Source organism: Caldococcus noboribetus (assembly GCF_055389385.1).
Genome location: NZ_AP042475.1, coordinates 669,866 through 687,532, shown reverse-complemented (window position 1 = coordinate 687,532; position 17,667 = coordinate 669,866). Strand labels below are relative to the sequence as shown.

At 56.4% G+C, this 17,667-nt stretch carries 13 protein-coding genes and 2 CRISPR repeat arrays; of the genes, 1 reads left to right on the top strand and 12 read right to left on the bottom strand.

Annotation, left to right across the window (positions count from 1 at the left end):
• Positions 1 to 125 precede the first annotated feature (125 nt).
• The 4 genes from ACZ5GQ_RS03575 to cmr4 are packed head-to-tail and all read right to left on the bottom strand — an operon-like array spanning position 126 to position 2,231.
• A complete protein-coding gene (locus ACZ5GQ_RS03575; RefSeq protein WP_498857258.1) occupies positions 126 to 518 on the bottom strand; it encodes a hypothetical protein in 393 nt (130 codons plus the stop codon).
• Complete coding sequence (gene cmr1, locus ACZ5GQ_RS03570; RefSeq protein ID WP_498857257.1) at positions 515 to 910, bottom strand: type III-B CRISPR module RAMP protein Cmr1; 396 nt, start codon at positions 908 to 910, stop codon at positions 515 to 517. Before cmr1 ends, ACZ5GQ_RS03575 begins: the two co-directional genes overlap by 4 nt.
• Positions 903 to 1,370 carry a type III-B CRISPR module-associated protein Cmr5 gene (locus ACZ5GQ_RS03565; protein WP_498857256.1) on the bottom strand — a complete coding sequence of 156 codons (468 nt, stop codon included), beginning with the start codon at positions 1,368 to 1,370 and terminating at the stop codon, positions 903 to 905. The genes cmr1 and ACZ5GQ_RS03565 overlap by 8 nt, the downstream gene beginning before the upstream one ends.
• Before the next feature lie 18 nt (positions 1,371 to 1,388).
• Positions 1,389 to 2,231, bottom strand: a complete 843-nt coding sequence (gene cmr4 / locus ACZ5GQ_RS03560) for a type III-B CRISPR module RAMP protein Cmr4 (protein ID WP_498857255.1) — start codon at positions 2,229 to 2,231, stop codon at positions 1,389 to 1,391.
• Positions 2,232 to 2,756: 525 nt separating this feature from the next.
• Positions 2,757 to 6,072: a CRISPR direct-repeat array (repeat unit 24 nt; unit sequence GTTTCAACACCATCCTATGGTTTC).
• Positions 6,073 to 6,698: 626 nt separating this feature from the next.
• Between cmr4 and ACZ5GQ_RS03555 the strand changes: the two genes are divergently transcribed.
• Positions 6,699 to 6,845 carry a hypothetical protein gene (locus ACZ5GQ_RS03555; protein ID WP_498857254.1) on the top strand — a complete coding sequence of 49 codons (147 nt, stop codon included), beginning with the start codon at positions 6,699 to 6,701 and terminating at the stop codon, positions 6,843 to 6,845.
• 635 nt (positions 6,846 to 7,480) lie between these two features.
• Here ACZ5GQ_RS03555 and ACZ5GQ_RS03550 read toward each other — a convergent pair.
• The 8 genes from ACZ5GQ_RS03550 to ACZ5GQ_RS03515 all read right to left on the bottom strand — a co-directional run bounded on the left by ACZ5GQ_RS03550 (position 7,481) and on the right by ACZ5GQ_RS03515 (position 17,156).
• Entirely contained in the window at positions 7,481 to 9,196 is a 1,716-nt protein-coding gene (locus ACZ5GQ_RS03550; protein WP_498857253.1) for a hypothetical protein, read from the bottom strand.
• Positions 9,193 to 10,002 carry a putative CRISPR-associated protein gene (locus ACZ5GQ_RS03545; protein ID WP_498857252.1) on the bottom strand — a complete coding sequence of 270 codons (810 nt, stop codon included), beginning with the start codon at positions 10,000 to 10,002 and terminating at the stop codon, positions 9,193 to 9,195. Before ACZ5GQ_RS03545 ends, ACZ5GQ_RS03550 begins: the two co-directional genes overlap by 4 nt.
• Before the next feature lie 266 nt (positions 10,003 to 10,268).
• Positions 10,269 to 10,877, bottom strand: coding sequence for a hypothetical protein (locus ACZ5GQ_RS03540; protein ID WP_498857251.1), 609 nt, complete (start codon positions 10,875 to 10,877; stop codon positions 10,269 to 10,271).
• Positions 10,844 to 11,395 carry a PD-(D/E)XK nuclease family protein gene (gene cas4, locus ACZ5GQ_RS03535; RefSeq protein ID WP_498857250.1) on the bottom strand — a complete coding sequence of 184 codons (552 nt, stop codon included), beginning with the start codon at positions 11,393 to 11,395 and terminating at the stop codon, positions 10,844 to 10,846. The genes ACZ5GQ_RS03540 and cas4 overlap by 34 nt, the downstream gene beginning before the upstream one ends.
• Positions 11,388 to 11,669: a CRISPR-associated endonuclease Cas2 gene (gene cas2 / locus ACZ5GQ_RS03530; RefSeq protein ID WP_498857249.1), complete on the bottom strand. Its 282-nt coding sequence runs from the start codon at positions 11,667 to 11,669 to the stop codon at positions 11,388 to 11,390. Before cas2 ends, cas4 begins: the two co-directional genes overlap by 8 nt.
• Positions 11,669 to 12,655 carry a CRISPR-associated endonuclease Cas1 gene (cas1, locus tag ACZ5GQ_RS03525; protein WP_498857248.1) on the bottom strand — a complete coding sequence of 329 codons (987 nt, stop codon included), beginning with the start codon at positions 12,653 to 12,655 and terminating at the stop codon, positions 11,669 to 11,671. The genes cas2 and cas1 overlap by 1 nt, the downstream gene beginning before the upstream one ends.
• A gap of 5 nt (positions 12,656 to 12,660) precedes the next feature.
• Positions 12,661 to 13,455 carry a type I-A CRISPR-associated protein Cas4/Csa1 gene (gene cas4a / locus ACZ5GQ_RS03520; protein WP_498857247.1) on the bottom strand — a complete coding sequence of 265 codons (795 nt, stop codon included), beginning with the start codon at positions 13,453 to 13,455 and terminating at the stop codon, positions 12,661 to 12,663.
• A 427-nt stretch (positions 13,456 to 13,882) separates the two neighbouring features.
• A CRISPR array of direct repeats spans positions 13,883 to 16,501; the repeat unit is 24 nt; unit sequence GAAACCATAGGATGGTGTTGAAAC.
• A 484-nt stretch (positions 16,502 to 16,985) separates the two neighbouring features.
• Complete coding sequence (locus ACZ5GQ_RS03515) at positions 16,986 to 17,156, bottom strand: hypothetical protein (RefSeq protein ID WP_498857246.1); 171 nt, start codon at positions 17,154 to 17,156, stop codon at positions 16,986 to 16,988.
• Positions 17,157 to 17,667: the final 511 nt, after the last annotated feature.

Genomic DNA, 17,667 nt, shown 5'->3' with positions numbered 1-17,667 from the left:
GAGGTTATGTGTATGCTTGATGGTCAGCTTAAGGAAAGACCTGTGAATAGCTTCCATGACATATAGCACGTCCTGGACGTTGGGGCATGTGATCTCTTTGATAACGTCAGGCCCATCGGTTCCCGCTAGGTCTGGAAGGCGAGGCGCAGGGGGACACTAGAGCTATCCCACTTATTGTTCTTAACCTGTAAGTTCGTAGCTCTCATGAAGTGATCATAGAACTTTTTGAAGGCCCCAACCAAGTCACCCTCCAGAACGCTTTTACACACATCCCCGCCGACCTTGAACCCATTACAGGTGACAGGCGCAAAGCGGCCGAACCCCCTGTTGGCCCTCCTCCCCACCCCGATGTAGGCCAGGGTTATCAGGACGGCGTCAACTATAAGCTCGTCATAAGTGCTGTTAGGGGCTAGCCTGATGATGTCCAGCCTCAGCTCCTCAACCTTCTTAGGCAGGTAGTCCTCTACGTTGCTCCTGCCCATCAGCAGGAAGTTAATAAAATCGAATTGTGTCCTCACTTTCCCTTTTTGCGCATTAGTTCAATGCCAGGCCATCTACTGACGCTCCCGCAGCTGGTCCTGAAGGCGTAGAGGGATCTCCCCTCCTCGGACCCCAGGATCTTTGAGACGAAGTCCTCGGCCTCTGAGTAATTACTGGTGTTGCTGGCCGCAAACCTGTTGTATACAGTCCTCAGGAGCCACCTCAGCCTCCCCACCACTTCATCCTCGTCAACGCAGCTAGACGTGCGGCCCTCGTAGTCGCCTCCCCACCAGGGCGTGACGCTGCGCAGGCTCAAGGAGGCCACAAGCTTGCTGGAGAAGTGGCTGTCAACATCTTTGGCTGCCTGCTGCAGCACGTTCCTTGCCCAGTCAGTGGTGAGCTCCTCAGCGCCCTTGCCACCCTCAGCCATAGGGAAGCGCCTCCAGCACCTCCTTTACCTCCTCAAGGTAGGGGGCGAGCCGCCTGGCCTCCTTAACGCTGACCTGTTTAGCCACGTCAAGGAGGTTGATGTAGAGCTCCAGCGAGCCTCCGTCAACACTTATGCTCTTGCCCACCTCCCTGAGGGCCAGCAGCAGGATGGCCACATACCCGGCGTAGCCGGCCCCCTCCCTGGCCTCCATCTCACTGCAGAGGGCCTGTGAGTTAGCCCCGCCTCCGGAAAGGTAACGAAATACCTCCGACACCGCGTTGTAGTCCTCAACCTTTGCCAGGAAGAACGTAAAGGCTGGGCCAAAGCCAACGCTTAACATTAACGACGGGAACTCCTTAGCCCTCCTGACCAGCCCTGGGTTGCTGCCCTTAGCCAGTGAGCACTTGGCTGACGCAACCGCTTTACCTATGTCCGCCGCGAACGAGACAGGGTCCCTCAATGAGGTCACCTCATGGCGTCACCTGCTTGACGGGGCGCCGGTGGCCTCTATTTTGATCTTGATGAGGCCCTTGCCCACGGTCTCCTTGCCCCCTATGAACATGGCAAACTCCTTTCCGCCCAGGTAGTTGACCGGATTCACGTTGCCACAGGCGTCTTTGGCCCTCCCAGAGTCGATTATGCCACCTACGAACACCGTGCCGTGGGGCACATACTCCTCGGTCCAGAGGCCGCCCTCCTTTACCGTCTTGGTCTTATCGTCTATGATGTTCCTGGTCACGCGTATTAGGGCCGACTCCACTACCTCAAGCCCTACGTCATTCTTCAACACGTATATCTTGTCTACATTATTTATGAGGCTGCCTAGCCCCTTAATTTTGCTATTACTGTTAAGGCTCAGGACCTTCTCTACATGGACGTTGTAAAGGAGCAGACCGACATCGATTGTGGAAGGAGTCTCGCCGTAGAGGTTTGACGTGTCGGCCTCCAGGGCTTTCACTATGTCCTCGACCCTGCTCCGCAGGTACTCCGTCGTCACGTAGACGTACCCGTCAAGGCTAGCAACGGGGTAGAACGCAGGCACTAGGTCTGTGAACACGAGCCTGCCTCCGTACTTATCCTCCTCACCAGGCTCGGGGCCGAAGGCGCACCTCACGAAGTTCCCATCTGCACCGTTAACGGAATTCCTCTCAAGGTACGATCTGAGGGCGCCCTTGAAGCTCGAGCCGTATACTATGGGGTATCCTATGGGGTCCCTCTGGAAGGGCAGATCAACGGTGCCCGGCGCGCGGCCCTCGCCGACGTGAACAGGCGTGACAGCATAGGCTAGAACAAGATAATTGACAGGCTTAGATGAGTCCACGAGAGGCGAGCACCTCCTGCCTTTTAAGTATATGCGTGATGTTATATAAAAGTATTGCAACGCATGGGCTTCAGGAGCTTAATATACATTGGCTTAGCAGCAGAGCGTGAGTTACCGGCCCCTTACCTGACCCCCTATATATTAATTATTATTTAATTTTGCCTTATTAGGCTAGCCATCATTTCGGCACCATTTCATGGTTTCTGGGGAAGCTGAAAGACATATGGGGTAATTGGTCTTGTTGTGAGTTTCAACACCATTTCATGGGTTCGCACGCAGTCAGCCACGGCCGTGCTCCCAACGTCTTGGTTTCAACACCATTTCATGGTTTCCTGGGGCTGAGGTCTACGTAGGGAGGTGGGTATCGTATAGCAGTTTCAACACCATTTCATGGGTTCGGATGCGAGATACTACTACAAGACGGAGCCGTCGACAGTCACGTTTCAACACCATTTCATGGTTTCTGACGTGCTGTTTGACGCCAAGGACGGCTTCGTTAACGAGAGGTTTCAACACCATTTCATGGGTTTAAACACCATCCTATGGTTTCGGGTGTATCTTGCGAACGCGTTCGCAGTTAGTATGCTGCCGTTTCAACACCATCCTATGGTTTCTCGAAAATGACTATACATGGTGCGCCACGTTATACGCTAAGTTCGTTTCAACACCATCCTATGGTTTCAGGGTGCTGGTGTCAGCGGACGCGGCCAACGCCGTTGAGTTTCAACACCATCCTATGGTTTCTCGAACTTGATGAGTTCGCCGCGTTCCAAAGATTCTATCTGTTTCAACACCATCCTATGGTTTCGGTTACTTCATACTAATAACGCTGGACGTGGAGTGCAAGAGTTTCAACACCATCCTATGGTTTCTTTTAGGCCCCGATGAGGTAAGAAACTTAGTGGCCCAGGGGTTTCAACACCATCCTATGGTTTCCCTTATCACGGCCTCCACCTTCTCCGCCACGGCGGGCGGCGGTTTCAACACCATCCTATGGTTTCTTATACCTTCGCCTCAAAGAGCTCTCGAAGAAGAGCAACAAGTTTCAACACCATCCTATGGTTTCAAGCGTTGATGACGTTATACCACACGGTGTCCATGTGCCGTTTCAACACCATCCTATGGTTTCACGTAAAGCAGTGGCTCGCCAACGGTTTCGTTTCAGCTATGTTTCAACACCATCTCATGGTTTCTGATGTGATGGAATACCTTGCAGAGAAGGGCATAATCGAGTTTCAACACCATCTCATGGTTTCAGTCAACGGCTTTGAGGAGCTGGCGAAGGCGTCCGCAGGTTTCAACACCATCTCATGGTTTCATTGTTCAAAGAGTGGGAGAATATACCAGATGATACAAGTTTCAACACCATCTCATGGTTTCTTGAAGATAAGATTCACGATGGACGAATATGACCAATCCAAAAGTTTCAACACCATCTCATGGTTTCCACGTTCCTGGACACACGCTCACCTGTGCTCGTGTAGGCACAGTTTCAACACCATCTCATGGTTTCAAAGATAACGCCAAAGGACCTTGAGAACATAAAGATAACCATGTTTCAACACCATCTCATGGTTTCACTGGTGCTAGGCGAGGGCTTCATTTCTGCTGTAGGCCACGAGTTTCAACACCATCTCATGGTTTCGCTGTTCGCTCTCACTGACAGGGGAGCTCTGAGATACCTTGTTTCAACACCATCTCATGGTTTCGCAAGAAACTCCGCCCGTTGGCGGATGATGTTGGAACAGAGGTTTCAACACCATCTCATGGTTTCTGAAATTGAAAGACGACTAAGCTTGGCCAAAAAAGAGGAAATGTTTCAACACCATCTCATGGTTTCTTGCAAATGCATTCGCTGCAGGTATGCTGCCAAGCAACTAGTTTCAACACCATCTCATGGTTTCTAATAAGCATTGGCTGCATAGAAAACGGTGAGAGCGAAGACGAGTTTCAACACCATCTCATGGTTTCTAACATGTTCGCCTTTAGGGTGCCGCTGCCAAGGAACAGTGTTTCAACACCATCTCATGGTTTCGCTGGTATCGCGATCGGCGGCCAGGACATATTAAAATATTTGGTTTCAACACCATCTCATGGTTTCAGTCAACGGCTTTGAGGAGCTGGCGAAGGCGTCCGCAGGTTTCAACACCATCTCATGGTTTCATTGTTCAAAGAGTGGGAGAATATACCAGATGATACAAGTTTCAACACCATCTCATGGTTTCTTGAAGATAAGATTCACGATGGACGAATATGACCAATCCAAAAGTTTCAACACCATCTCATGGTTTCCACGTTCCTGGACACACGCTCACCTGTGCTCGTGTAGGCACAGTTTCAACACCATCTCATGGTTTCAAAGATAACGCCAAAGGACCTTGAGAACATAAAGATAACCATGTTTCAACACCATCTCATGGTTTCACTGGTGCTAGGCGAGGGCTTCATTTCTGCTGTAGGCCACGAGTTTCAACACCATCTCATGGTTTCGCTGTTCGCTCTCACTGACAGGGGAGCTCTGAGATACCTTGTTTCAACACCATCTCATGGTTTCGCAAGAAACTCCGCCCGTTGGCGGATGATGTTGGAACAGAGGTTTCAACACCATCTCATGGTTTCTGAAATTGAAAGACGACTAAGCTTGGCCAAAAAAGAGGAAATGTTTCAACACCATCTCATGGTTTCTTGCAAATGCATTCGCTGCAGGTATGCTGCCAAGCAACTAGTTTCAACACCATCTCATGGTTTCTAATAAGCATTGGCTGCATAGAAAACGGTGAGAGCGAAGACGAGTTTCAACACCATCTCATGGTTTCTAACATGTTCGCCTTTAGGGTGCCGCTGCCAAGGAACAGTGTTTCAACACCATCTCATGGTTTCGCTGGTATCGCGATCGGCGGCCAGGACATATTAAAATATTTGGTTTCAACACCATCTCATGGTTTCCGAGGACTCAACGTTCCAGACGTACGTGCCGTGCCTCAACTGGTTTCAACACCATCTCATGGTTTCCTGTCAGGGTTATTGCATAAGTCGATGGCCCAGGTAGTGGAGTTTCAACACCATCTCATGGTTTCCTGCGCCTGTGATAGAGGACCGCCTCAAGCTCTGCTTTGTGTTTCAACACCATCTCATGGTTTCCCGTGGCTCCCAACAGGGCCACGGTGGTGCTGAACCAGTTTCAACACCATCTCATGGTTTCTACATACAGCGGTTCAGCGGCATTGGTTTACCTCCCCAAGTTTCAACACCATCTCATGGTTTCTAATTTTTAGGGGGGTCCAGGTGCCGGGGCTACCTATGTCATTGTTTCAACACCATCTCATGGTTTCTGGTTGTTAGGGACGCTGAGACCGGTAAGGTGCTCAGGGTTTCAACACCATCCCATGGTTTCTCTGGATCAGCAGGGACAGGTGTGTATGTACATTCTACGAGTTTCAACACCATCCCATGGTTTCTTTGTTTTTTTGGCGTCCTCCCGCTGGCGGGCCTAACGTTTCAACACCATCCCATGGTTTCGAGATATGACGTTAATATCTCTAACGAGATTGGGGTGCTTGGTTTCAACACCATCCCATGGTTTCAGGCACCGGAGTTTGAAATGAGTCCGGCCATGTCTTTCAGGTTTCAACACCATCCCATGGTTTCGCGGCCTTGACGAGTGAGGGCAGATAGGGCGACATAACGGGTTTCAACACCATCCCATGGTTTCTATGTCCTGGGGATGTCGTGGTCGTCTTCATGCGAGGGTTTAGTTTCAACACCATCCCATGGTTTCCCAAAGACCGGTTTGAAAGTCAAATGGGTCTATAATGAAGTTTCAACACCATCCCATGGTTTCTGAGCGTCACCTTTTACCATACTGGTTGCCTTCCTTCACGTGGCCGGGGCCGGGTATACCTGGCCTGCCCTGGGCCTACCTTCAGTCCTGTTTGACAGGGTATTTAAGCTGACCCCCGGCCAGGCCGGGGCTTCCCATTTGCTAAATGGGAGGCCAAGGCTATTCTATAAAATTCATTAAGAAAAGTTAAGCTAGTCTCAGGGAGGCTGCCAAGCGCAGCCCTTTTAAGCCTCCCATTAAGCAAATGGGAACTACCCGCCTAAGTAGTTTATAAGGTAAATTAAAAAATTAACAGATAAAGGACAACTTAAACCTGGCTGCTGCGATCTTAAGAGGCTTATAACAGTATTATCGAGCTTGACGTTAACAGGCCCTATCGCCTAGCCTAGGCCCCTGCTATGAGCTGATGTAAAGGCGTTGTCAGCCTTTACCTTTGTAACCCCTAGTCAGCCCGCCTCGGAGGCATCGTCGTAAAGCAGTTACCTGGAGCGACCTTAGGTGGGCCGCAGGCCCAAGCAGTTGTTACCTGCTAATAGCGCGGCCTGCAGCGTGAAGCGCTTAGACCTCTGGCCCATGTAGTTAACCTTAATATTTTACCTCTTCAGGTTAGCCTGTGGTGCTACGGTGTGCGCAATGCTTATAACAACGTTGTGAAGCAGGAGCACGTGCCTTACTTGTACCTCTCCGTTGGGGACGCGTTCGCGAGGCCTGTTGAGCAGGTTGATAATAACTACTTTGTGATGTCTGACCTCTCAAAGCCCCTCAAAGCATAAGGCCAGGTGGCTGGCCAGGCTTGCTGTGGCCAACGCGCTGTGCCGGAACAGCTACGCTGAGGCTGAGGACGACCTTACGCTCAAGGTCGAGGCGCGGGGCAGGCAGCTCGAGCTGGCCTCGTCAAGTTCACCTTCGGCGCCCTCGGGCCCTCTGGCACGCAGTCGTTGGCCTCTCCCACAACTCTCTACTCACGGCTCTCCTACGACCAGAGCTCGCTGGCCAGGGACCGCTGCTCGCCGAGTTATGGCTAGACGACACGATGAAGGTTCCCGGCATCAACATCAGGAGGGGGGCCTCAGCCTAGGAGACGCGCTTGACGTCTCTACATATGGGAGCGTTGCGGCCAGACCCCTGCTGGAGGGAACCTGAAGGAGTGCGGCGCAGGTTCTGTGAGGGCCGCCATGCTGCTCTCAAGCGAGCCCGTTGAGATAATAATGCCTGGCTGGGGCCTGGCCGCCAACAAGGCCTAGGGCGCCTTACCTCTTCATGCCAGCCGGGTTCGCTGCTGGCGGCCCTCATCTAGGAGACAGCGTGAGCGTCGCCAGCTGCATTGCCAGCCGCGGCCTAGGCGCCCACAGCGAGCTGGGCTGGGGGACAGCGATAGCTATGAGCTTTTACGGCAGGGCTTAGCTTGCTACTTGACGCCCGCGGCCTTGAGCACTAGGTCGAGCAGCTTGTCCATAAACTTGCTGTCATCTGTGAGGCCGCTGCCGCCCTCGAGGCACGAGCTGTCGGGGCACGCGAGGAGCCTCTTGCTATTATCCTTCCTCAGCCTCACGATGTTCTCAAGGAAGCCTCCGTGGGCCATGAGGTCCCTGGCCGACTGCCTATCGTCAAGTCCATGGGGCTTATGACGCAGCAGCTTGTAAAGGCAGCTTTCCTTTATCCTGAGCACTAGGTCGAGCAGCTTGCCCATAAGCTTGCTGTCATCTGTGAGGCCGCTGCCGCCCTCGAGGCACGAGCTGTCGGGGCACGCGAGGAGCCTCTTGCTATTATCCTTCCTCAGCCTCACGATGTTCTCAAGGAAGCCTCCGTGGGCCATGAGGTCCCTGGCCGACTGCCTATCGTCAAGTCCATGGGGCTTATGACGCAGCAGCTTGTAAAGGCAGCTTTCCTTTGTTAGGCTGCCGTATTTTGATATGTAGTGGTTGGACTCGTTGAAGGCTGCCACTGCTGAGGCCAGCCCCCTCTTCTCGAGCAGCTCCCGTGAGACGTCCTTAATCTCTTCAAGGGGGATACAGTTCCTGTCCATGCGAAGCTCCTTCACCAGGCTGTGGGCCAGGGAGAAGTACGAGAGGGTCTCCAGGGCAGGGCCAGCCCTCAGCTGCCTTGATATTATCAGCGTCCCCTCTTTTACGGACACCTCGGTGTTCTTCACGTAAAGGTCAACGTAGCGCTTGGCTAGGCCCAGAGGGCCTGTGTCGCCCTTACCATCGAGGAGCCCCTCGGCCACGCTGGCCAGGAGCGGCGCAAGGAAAATGGCCCCAGCATCTATGGCCGCCGCGGCGCCTATGTAATATGTGACCGCCCTCCTCACACTCTCGTCGTCCTTATGCGGGCCCACAAGGGCGTAGTTGTACCTCGAGCCCTTCTGAGGAAGCCTTATGCCAGGCCTCACGCCCTCCTCAATGACGTTGAGCGTGAGCTCCTGCCCCTCACTGATGAAGGGGTCAAGGGCGCTTACTCCAAACTTCACGTCAGCCACGAGGGACAGGGCCGCGGCTGCCCCCTCAGCCGCCCTCGCAGTCATTACCTGAAGCTGGTTGGGGGCGTTGGTGACGTCCACGTAGAGCCTCACCGAGGGGCCCTCGCCTCCCTCCTTAACGGCCCCGTTAAGGTAGCTCAGCAGGGCGCTGGCAACCTCATAAGCCGCCAGGGCCTGCGTGTCGTACATGTTTGCGCTGACCTCAACCCTGTTGATCTTCGCCCTGGGCGCGGGGCTGTTCTGGGGCTGCCTCACTATGAAGGTCCCCCTGAGCGGCACCACCCTCACATCTAGGTCGTTGGGCATCTCTCCCAGCGCACCGCACTCGTCTTCAGTATTACCTATGGCGTCTCCGATCTCCTCCCTGACCTTGGATGCCAGGGAGCCCCTGAGGCCAGCGTAGTCGTTAGGCATCTCCTTAAGCTCAACGGCGAGCGACTCAGGCACAATAGCTATGACCTTCGCCCGGCCCCCGTACCTCTTGGCTAGGTAAGCGTAGGTGGCGGCCGCCGAGGGGAGGCCCGGCCCCCTGGCCTTCAGCGCACACTTCTTCTCGTCGCCATAGTTAACTACGTAGGTGGCTGGCTTCAGGCCGCTCAGCTGTCCAAGCGGGGCTACAACTAGGCTTAGGCCGTCCCCGCTCAAGGGCTGCCACCTGCGGCGAGCAGCATAGCGGCCCAGTCCACGTCGCTCCTAGTCACTGGACCAAGGCCTAGCCTGCCTGTGTTAAGCCTGGCCGCCAGGAGAACCACCGCCGCCTCCCTGCTTAGGCCCTCCAGGCCCCTCCCAACGCTGCGCCTCAGCTCGTCAACGGCGCCCCTGAGGGCTATCTTTGAGAGGAGCGGCACCCCCACGGTGGACTTCATGGCCTCGTGCCTGTAGTACGCAAGGGCCGTGACGCCGTTGAGCATGACGCCAAGCGTTGAGTACGCAGCCTCCGCCTTGAAGCCCGGCGTTATGTTAAGCATTACTATGCAGCCGTCCCTCATGTCCTGCGTGCCCCTCCCGGAGACCTCGTTCATAAGGTTGAGCAGGCCCGAGGCCAGGTCCCTCTCGCCCTCCTTAACCGCCACGGACGAGGCCTTGAGCCCCAGGGAGCTCAGGTACTCCTGGAGCAGCGTTGAGACCAGGTGGGCTGCGCCGCTGTCAGCGTAGTAGTATAGCGTCACCCTGTCAACCATTTTCTGCTCTATGAACGGCTGGAGGGAGTTCAGCTCGGCTGAGGCCTCGTATGGGCTTGACGCCAGGTACTGCCTTATCGCGTTTAGCAGGGGGTCCTGCCTCTGCCTGCCGGCAAGCCTCTCGCACTCGTTCTCAGCGTCAACGTCGAGCCTGGAGCACCTTGAGAGGAGGTCCCTCTGCTCCTGGCTGAGGCCTATTGCCTTAGACGAGCCGTTCCTGAGCAGCGACGTCCCCACAGTCATGTGATGGGAGAAGCACAGGCCCAGCATAAGGTCACCCAGTAGCTAGGTAAGGAGCTAATATATAAAAGGACTTAACGTGAACAGCTCAAGGAAGGCCTAACCTTATCAATAGAATGGGTTCTGCTCAGCCTCAGGCTTGATTATGGCCTGCCCGAGGGGTTACGCGAGGGGCCTTAAGGGCGGGCGGCGATGGGGCTCAGGGCCTGAGCGAGCGCTTATCTGCAGCTGTCGGCCTTTTATGTGGGCTGCCTGAGCCAGCTGGGCCAGGCTGATGCTTTGCTGTGATGTCCTAATCACGCCTGCAGGAGGCCCAAAGCCGCGAGACCCCACGGCGTGGCCCTAAGCCATGAGCTGCCCGTGCCCTCCAGAAGGCCCTTGAGCCTGAGCTGCCAGGCCACGTTGCTGGCAGTCTTACTGCTTACGCCCAGCGCGCCAGCGACTGCGTCAAGGTGGCCTGCGCCTGAGGCTACAAGCCTCAGGGCCCTGAGCTCAAGCGGGGAGAGCCTGCTGAGGTGCCTGAGGGGCGTCATGGGGAGAAGGCCGAGGCCGGGGAAGGCGAGCCATGACCTTAGGCCGGCCGCGGCTGCGGCTGCTCCCGCAAGCGCTGCCACGGCCGCCTCAGGCCTCGTCCCGGCCCAGACAACTAACTCCGCTGCGCCGCCTACGCGCGCGGCAAGTGAGGCGAGCAGCCCCCCAGGCGTTGATGCCTCAAGCACCTCAGCGCCTCCAAGGGCCGCGGCGGCCTCTAAGTGTTGCTCAGCCACGCCGTCCAGGTAGGCTAACACGGCCACGTCACGTGGCCCCGCCCCAAGCTCCCTGTAGGCCCTGGCCGCGGCCTCGGGCCCCAGGCCGGGCAGGAGAAGCAGCCTCACGCCCAAGCTGGGCAGACCTTCCTGAACCAACAGGAGGCGCACCTCTCAGACCTGTAGGCCCTTGGGGGCTCCTCGGAGCTCAGCGCTGCCCTCAGCTCCTCAACCATGTTAAGGGCGTCCTGAAGCACCTTACTGTCGACCTCAAGCACGTAGACGTCACCGCCGTGGTAGAGGTAGGAGGTCCTGACGCTCCCCAGAGTCCTGCTGGCGAGCAGCGCATAGAACTTGAGCTGGGCGACGAAGTGCCTCATCCTGTGGTACGGCACCCTGAACGCCTTCACCTCCAGGAGGGAGAGCCTCCCCTGCCCTGACACAAGGTCAACGGTGCCCGAGGCCCCGAGCTCCTTATCCTTAAGCTGTACCTCCTCCGCCCACGGCCTCTCAAGGCCCAGCTTAGAGGCGACCTGGGAGGGACTTACCTTAGAGCCCGCCCTCATGCCCCAGGTAGGGGGCTCGGCCACGCCAAGCCTTGCCTTAAGCCACGGGAGGGCCGGGCAGTAGGCGTAGTCCTTAACCATGGTCCCGGTAACGACTAAGCCCTCAGGCAAGCAGGGTCACCCCCGCAACCTTAGGCGCAGCCAGGGGCCTCCCCACGACGAAGGCGTTGAGCCACTGGGCGTCGCTCGGTAACACCACGTGAACCACGTCAGTCGCCTCCTCAACCAGCTGGGCCGACGCCCTGGCGGCCTCCTTAGCGACCGCGAGGCCTCCCCTTCCAACGAAGGCGCTCCTCTGCACCCTTGACAGCCCCATCCTCTGAAGCTCCCTGGCAAGCCTAAGCCTCCTGGAGTCGTCGCTGACGTCGTATACAACTAGGACCATCAAGCCCCTTCTCCCCCCTGGTAGCACTCGTACGCCTGGCCCGACCTCAGCGACGAGGCAAGCCTGTGGGCGTACTCCCTCAGGGCCTCCTCAAGGCTCATGGGCCTGTAGGCGCCTAGCGCCTGGTCCCTGAGCCTCTCGAAGAGGAGCCTGAGAAGCCCCCTCCTGGACTCAACGTCGAGGAGTCCCCCCTCAAGCCTAGGCCTCCAGCCCGAGAGGAGGGCCCTGAGCAGGGGCTCGTCAACCACTGGGGCCCTGAACTGCTCCACGTAGTCGTAGACAAGCACGGGCCTCCCGCTCCTGTCCACGTGCAGGAGGCCCGCGTAGGGGTCTAGGCCGGCCAGCAGGAGCGCCCTGAGGCCCAGGGAGTAGAGCACCGCATACATGTAGTTCAGGGAGGCGTTCACGGGGTCGCCCGAGTCCTGGTCCCTGCCGTCGAAGCCTAGGTCGCCGGGCAGCATGGAGGCCAGCGCGCCCCAGTACTCCCTGGCCCCGGCCGCCTCGAGCTCGAGCAGCTTAGGCCTCACCTCGTCAGGCCTCCCGGAGACCTGCTTCACCTCCCTGGCCAGCCTCCTCAGCCTCTCCGTCTGGGCCTGGACGTGGGCCCCAGACATCACTGAGAGCCTCCTGAGGGCGTTGGCCTGCGCCAGGAGCTTGCACGAGACAAGCGATGAGGCCAGGGCCCCGCCGGCCTCGCCCAGGAAGGCCATGTACTGCGCCCTCCTGGTCTCAGGGGTCCTCGAGTAGTGGCTGAAGTAGGTCACCGAGACGGGCAAGCCGTTGCTGCCCAGGACCACCATCTCAACCCCCGCGCTGGCCATGAGCCTCATGGCCCTGCTTGAGACCGAGACCCCGCCCGAGGCCACGACCACCACGTCAACCTCAGACAGGGGCACCTGCCTCCTGCCAGCCTTAGACCTGACCTCGAGGCTTGTGCCCGAGGCGCCCAGGAGCACGCCGTAGCCGTCCAGCACCAGGACCCTCATATGCGTCACCTGGACCTGGCGAGGGACAGCTCCTCAGCCATGGCGTCCCTGGCCTCCAGGAACTTCAGCCTCAGGCCCTCGTCAAGGTATACGCCGTGGACCCTGAGCTCAAGCGGCGACAGGGAGACGCTGAGCAGCAGCCCGTAGTCGTGAGGTACCTGGAGCTGGGACTCAAGCGCCATGGCATACCCGGCCAGCTGGACCGCGTGCCACTCCTTGGCCTGGCCAACCTTGAGCTCCAGCACGGCGCCGCTCATGAGGGCGTCCACCCTAAGCCTTGGGGAGAGGCCCAGAGGGGACCCGTCAACCATGTATTCCGAGAGCCACGGTGACCAGGAGCCCCTGGCCGAACCCTGAAGCCTCTGCAGCGTGGCGTCCCCGGCCAGCGAGGCCGCCAGGGCGCCCTGGAGCTCCCTCAGCCTGGGCGCCTCGTCCTCTAGCCCCTCCTCCTCGGCGACCCTCCTGTAGAGGCTGCTAGCCATAAGCCTCATGGCGGCTTCCCACGGCTCTAGGCCGAGCGAGAGGAGCCTCTGGAGCCCATAGGCCACCTGCCTGAACAGCTCGTGCACTGCTGAGCCGAGCAGCATTGACCTGTCAGGCTGCCTGCCCCTCAGCCTCGCCTCAAGGGCCTCGCTGGGGCAGCAGGCGTAGTAGGCCACCTCTGCCACGCCAAGGCCGAGCCTGTGCCTTGGCATAACCGGCTCCCTGTCCCAGGCCCACCCCCTCAGCTCTGGCGGCACCGGGAACCTCTGCTGAAGCCCGTGCAGCGACCTGAGCTCCTGCCTCAGCAGCTGGAGCAAGCCTGGCCCCCTGGGGGCTGCTGCTGGTGGAGGTCTTATTCATGACCTGCACCCGCTCAGGGACGGTCCCTCTGAGCCCTGGACGGCCATTTTTATCAAGAAGTTAACTTTATATTTTATAGTTGCATTTATCTGTTAATTTTTTAATTTACCTTATAAACTACTTAAGCGGGTAGTTCCCATTTAGCAAATGGGAGGCTTAAAAGGGCTGCGCTTGGCAGCCTCCCTGAGACTAACTTAACTTTTCTTAATGAATTTTACATAAATATTTCGGCCTCCCATTTAGCAAATGGGAAGCCCCGGCCTGGCCGGGGGTCAGCTTAAATACCCTGTCAAACAGGACTGAAGGTAGGCCCAGGGCAGGCCAGGTATACCCGGCCCCGGCCACGTGAAGGAAGGCAACCAGTATGGTAAAAGGTGACGCTCAGAAACCATGGGATGGTGTTGAAACAAGCCGCAAATAAGCTCGGCCCTACTTCTCTTCCTGGGAAACCATGGGATGGTGTTGAAACCTTGCAGTGAGGTCAAAGGTCAGGGTCCACGCGAGAAAGGAGGGAAACCATGGGATGGTGTTGAAACTGTCGCCATGTCTCTCACGCTCACGGGCTCACTTTTTCTCGAAACCATGGGATGGTGTTGAAACACCGGGAGCCCAACGTCTAGCAGCGGCACAACGCTCTACGAAACCATGGGATGGTGTTGAAACCCTGAGTATGCCCCCAACATGCTGGGGGCGAAGGCGTTAGGAAACCATGGGATGGTGTTGAAACTCCCTCTCGAGCAAACCTCAACGTTTCTGTCGTCATCGGAAACCATGGGATGGTGTTGAAACACACAGACATACTCAGGGTCGCTGACGCCCTCATTGAGCTAGAAACCATGGGATGGTGTTGAAACTCACGGTGAATCCATCCTTGCCAACCGGTAACCTGATGAAACCATGGGATGGTGTTGAAACCATGTTATCCCATGTTCCCTGTCCTCAAGATATAGCCTTATCGGAAACCATGGGATGGTGTTGAAACCCTTGCCGTCAGCTATGTCGTCCCTGTTCCTGTTTACCAGAAACCATGGGATGGTGTTGAAACCCTTGCCCTTGCTCTTTAAGGTCACGTCGAGTGAGTCGACCGAAACCATGGGATGGTGTTGAAACCCCTCTCCTCATTGCTCATGGCTGGTCACAGTTATCTAAGGGAAACCATGGGATGGTGTTGAAACATATCCTAACGTTGAACGGGCCCATCGTGTTTACATTTGAAACCATGGGAAACCATGGGATGGTGTTGAAACCCTGAAGCCCAGGCGCAGTCTCCTGACCCGACATGCTGGGTCACAAGAAACCATGGGATGGTGTTGAAACCAGAATTTATATTGAACCCTGCTATGTCAATCGATAACATGTTGAAACCATGGGATGGTGTTGAAACTAAAGTCGACGACGGAGAGCTCGTCGACCGTTGACGGTTCCTGAAACCATGGGATGGTGTTGAAACGCCAATGAGGTCGAGCCTAATGAGCTTCGTCATGCGGTCAGAAACCATGGGATGGTGTTGAAACGCGGGGTCCTCCACGCGCTCACGACTGCGGCCCTGAGCACGGCGAAACCATGGGATGGTGTTGAAACCTGGTGAGGAGCAGCAGGAGGACTATGACAACAATGACTACGAGAAACCATGGGATGGTGTTGAAACTTTTGATGAGGTCTAGTGAGGAGGGCCATATATTTAATGGAGAAACCATGGGATGGTGTTGAAACCTTGACAGCGACCTCGTCTAGCCGCCTCACCAGCTCGACCATCTTGGAAACCATGGGATGGTGTTGAAACGAAGGCCAGGCTAGGGGGCCAGGCGATTTGAGCTTCAGAAACCATGGGATGGTGTTGAAACCTATTCAATTATGTCAAGGGGCTGAAGATCGTCGACGTAGTGGAAACCATGGGATGGTGTTGAAACAAGACGTACACATCAGCGTACTCGTCAAAGTCGTCCTTGTAGAAACCATGGGATGGTGTTGAAACCAGGGCCTAGCCTGATCAGAATTAGCCGCGCATAAAAAAGCGAAACCATGGGATGGTGTTGAAACTACAGCTTTGTCTTGACCTCGGCGAAGGACTCTATGAAGCGGAAACCATGAGATGGTGTTGAAACCTGGCGCCGCTAGCAGCAAGCCACTGGTATGGCTTTCGAAACCATGAGATGGTGTTGAAACGCCACCGCTCTCCGTCTTGATCCTCACTGGAGTAAGCTTCCCCGAAACCATGAGATGGTGTTGAAACGTACACAACGTACGCCCCACCCTTCAGCCCCATGGCTTGAAACCATGAGATGGTGTTGAAACTCTCAGCCACCTTCATATTTATGTTGTTCTCAAGCTCCCGTGAAACCATGAGATGGTGTTGAAACCTCCAACTAAGGCCCGACCTGCTAACCCACGGTTTGCAATGAAACCATGAGATGGTGTTGAAACTGACGTGGGCGGCTGAAGGTCGATGTCAACATGCTTACCTTGAAACCATGAGATGGTGTTGAAACCGTGGTAAATTCCTTAGCTCATCTATGGTTAGCGGTTCTGTAGAAACCATGAGATGGTGTTGAAACTCTCGTATGCGTCTATGATGTCCTCATCATCAAAGATTAATTTGAAACCATGAGATGGTGTTGAAACGGAGGGAGCATGTTGAGCGAAAAAGCATTAGCCAAATACGAAACCATAGGATGGTGTTGAAACTTATCTATCCATATTAGCCAACCATTTATTAGGACCTGTTGAAACCATAGGATGGTGTTGAAACTCCTCAACGCTCACGACCTCACACCCTTGTCATGCCTTCAGAAACCATAGGATGGTGTTGAAACACACTGAAATGCGGTATGTGAAATCATTTTCTACTTCTACGAGAAACCATGAGATGGTGTTGAAACCATTAACCTGGGCCCTCTCCTGCCCTTCCTGGCCACTCAAAACCATGAGATGGTGTTGAAACTATGTCCTCCATTCTCCCCATTGATCTTTGAAGCCCAGGAAACCATAGGATGAAGTTGAAACCCATGAAGCGTTTTTGTCTCCCAGGGCCGAGCCTCCTTCGGGCTCCACCCAGGTTAGCTGCCCCTGTCCCACAACCACAACACGACGCGATGATAGTCAAATAGCGCGGCCGCCAGTTCACGACTTCACGCGGCTGCGCCCTCGCTAATGTGCCCCCTGGGTTCGCTTCGCTAATGGCGGCTGAGGCCCCTAGGCGCTCTCTGCCCTAGCCAGGTCCCCGACGCCGTCGACGGCCAGCGCATAACTCCGCCTTGACAGTGGCGAGCCCTAGCTCAGGGCCCTAAGGAAGTCCCTGAAGCTCGGCAGCTCCTTTACCCTGTCCAGGTCCAACTTGTCAGCGTATTCTGGGGGCTGTTCCTTCCCGTACATCTTCCCCTCCCCCGGCTCCTTCGAGGGCTTCCGGACGCCAGCAGTATTCACTCCTCTATCTCCTCGTCGAAGACCACAACAAAGGCCTTCCTGTCCACGAGCTCCTTGAAGTCCTTCAGGTGCAGCGACGCCAGCCTCCGCTGACGCTGTCCCTATTGGCGCCGTCTGCGTCTACAAGCACAATGATCCTGTCTACCCGGTCCGCGGCCGCCCTGACCCAGCCTCCCCAGCTTATCAGAGCGACTCTCACCTTACCGTAGGTGCTGCGCGGCCTCACGGCCCTCACGTCATGCTTTATGAGGCCGGCACCTCTCAGCCTAGCAACGGGCCTCCTCGACCTGGGGTCTACCTTGAACCTGCTCCGGCCAGACCCCAGCCGCCGTTTGGGTACAGTAGGCCCTGGTGGCCTCCAGGTAGACGGCGTGCCAAGACCTGAGAGCCGTGATCAACAGCTCTGTGGGGCCGGTCCGCCTCAGCGTGACCGAGTTGGCCTGGGGCCGGGACGCTCCTAACGGCCGGGCGGGCGCTCTGGCCCCTGCCCCTACTCACCTTCAGGCGCCGGGAACGGGAAGACGGAGTCGTGGGCTGCCTATGCCCTTGAAAGGTCCTTCGTGGCGGCCAGTCCCGGGAGCCGCGAGGACCTCAGGGCGCTCGCAATATACCCCACGAAGTCCCTGGGGGACCAGGCGGTCAGGCTTCGCAGACTACGTCGACCAGCCTGGGGCCTGGTTATGATTATGGGTGGCGCCGATCTATGGGTTCGGTGAGGCGCTCAGGGACCTGTCCATGACCCTGAC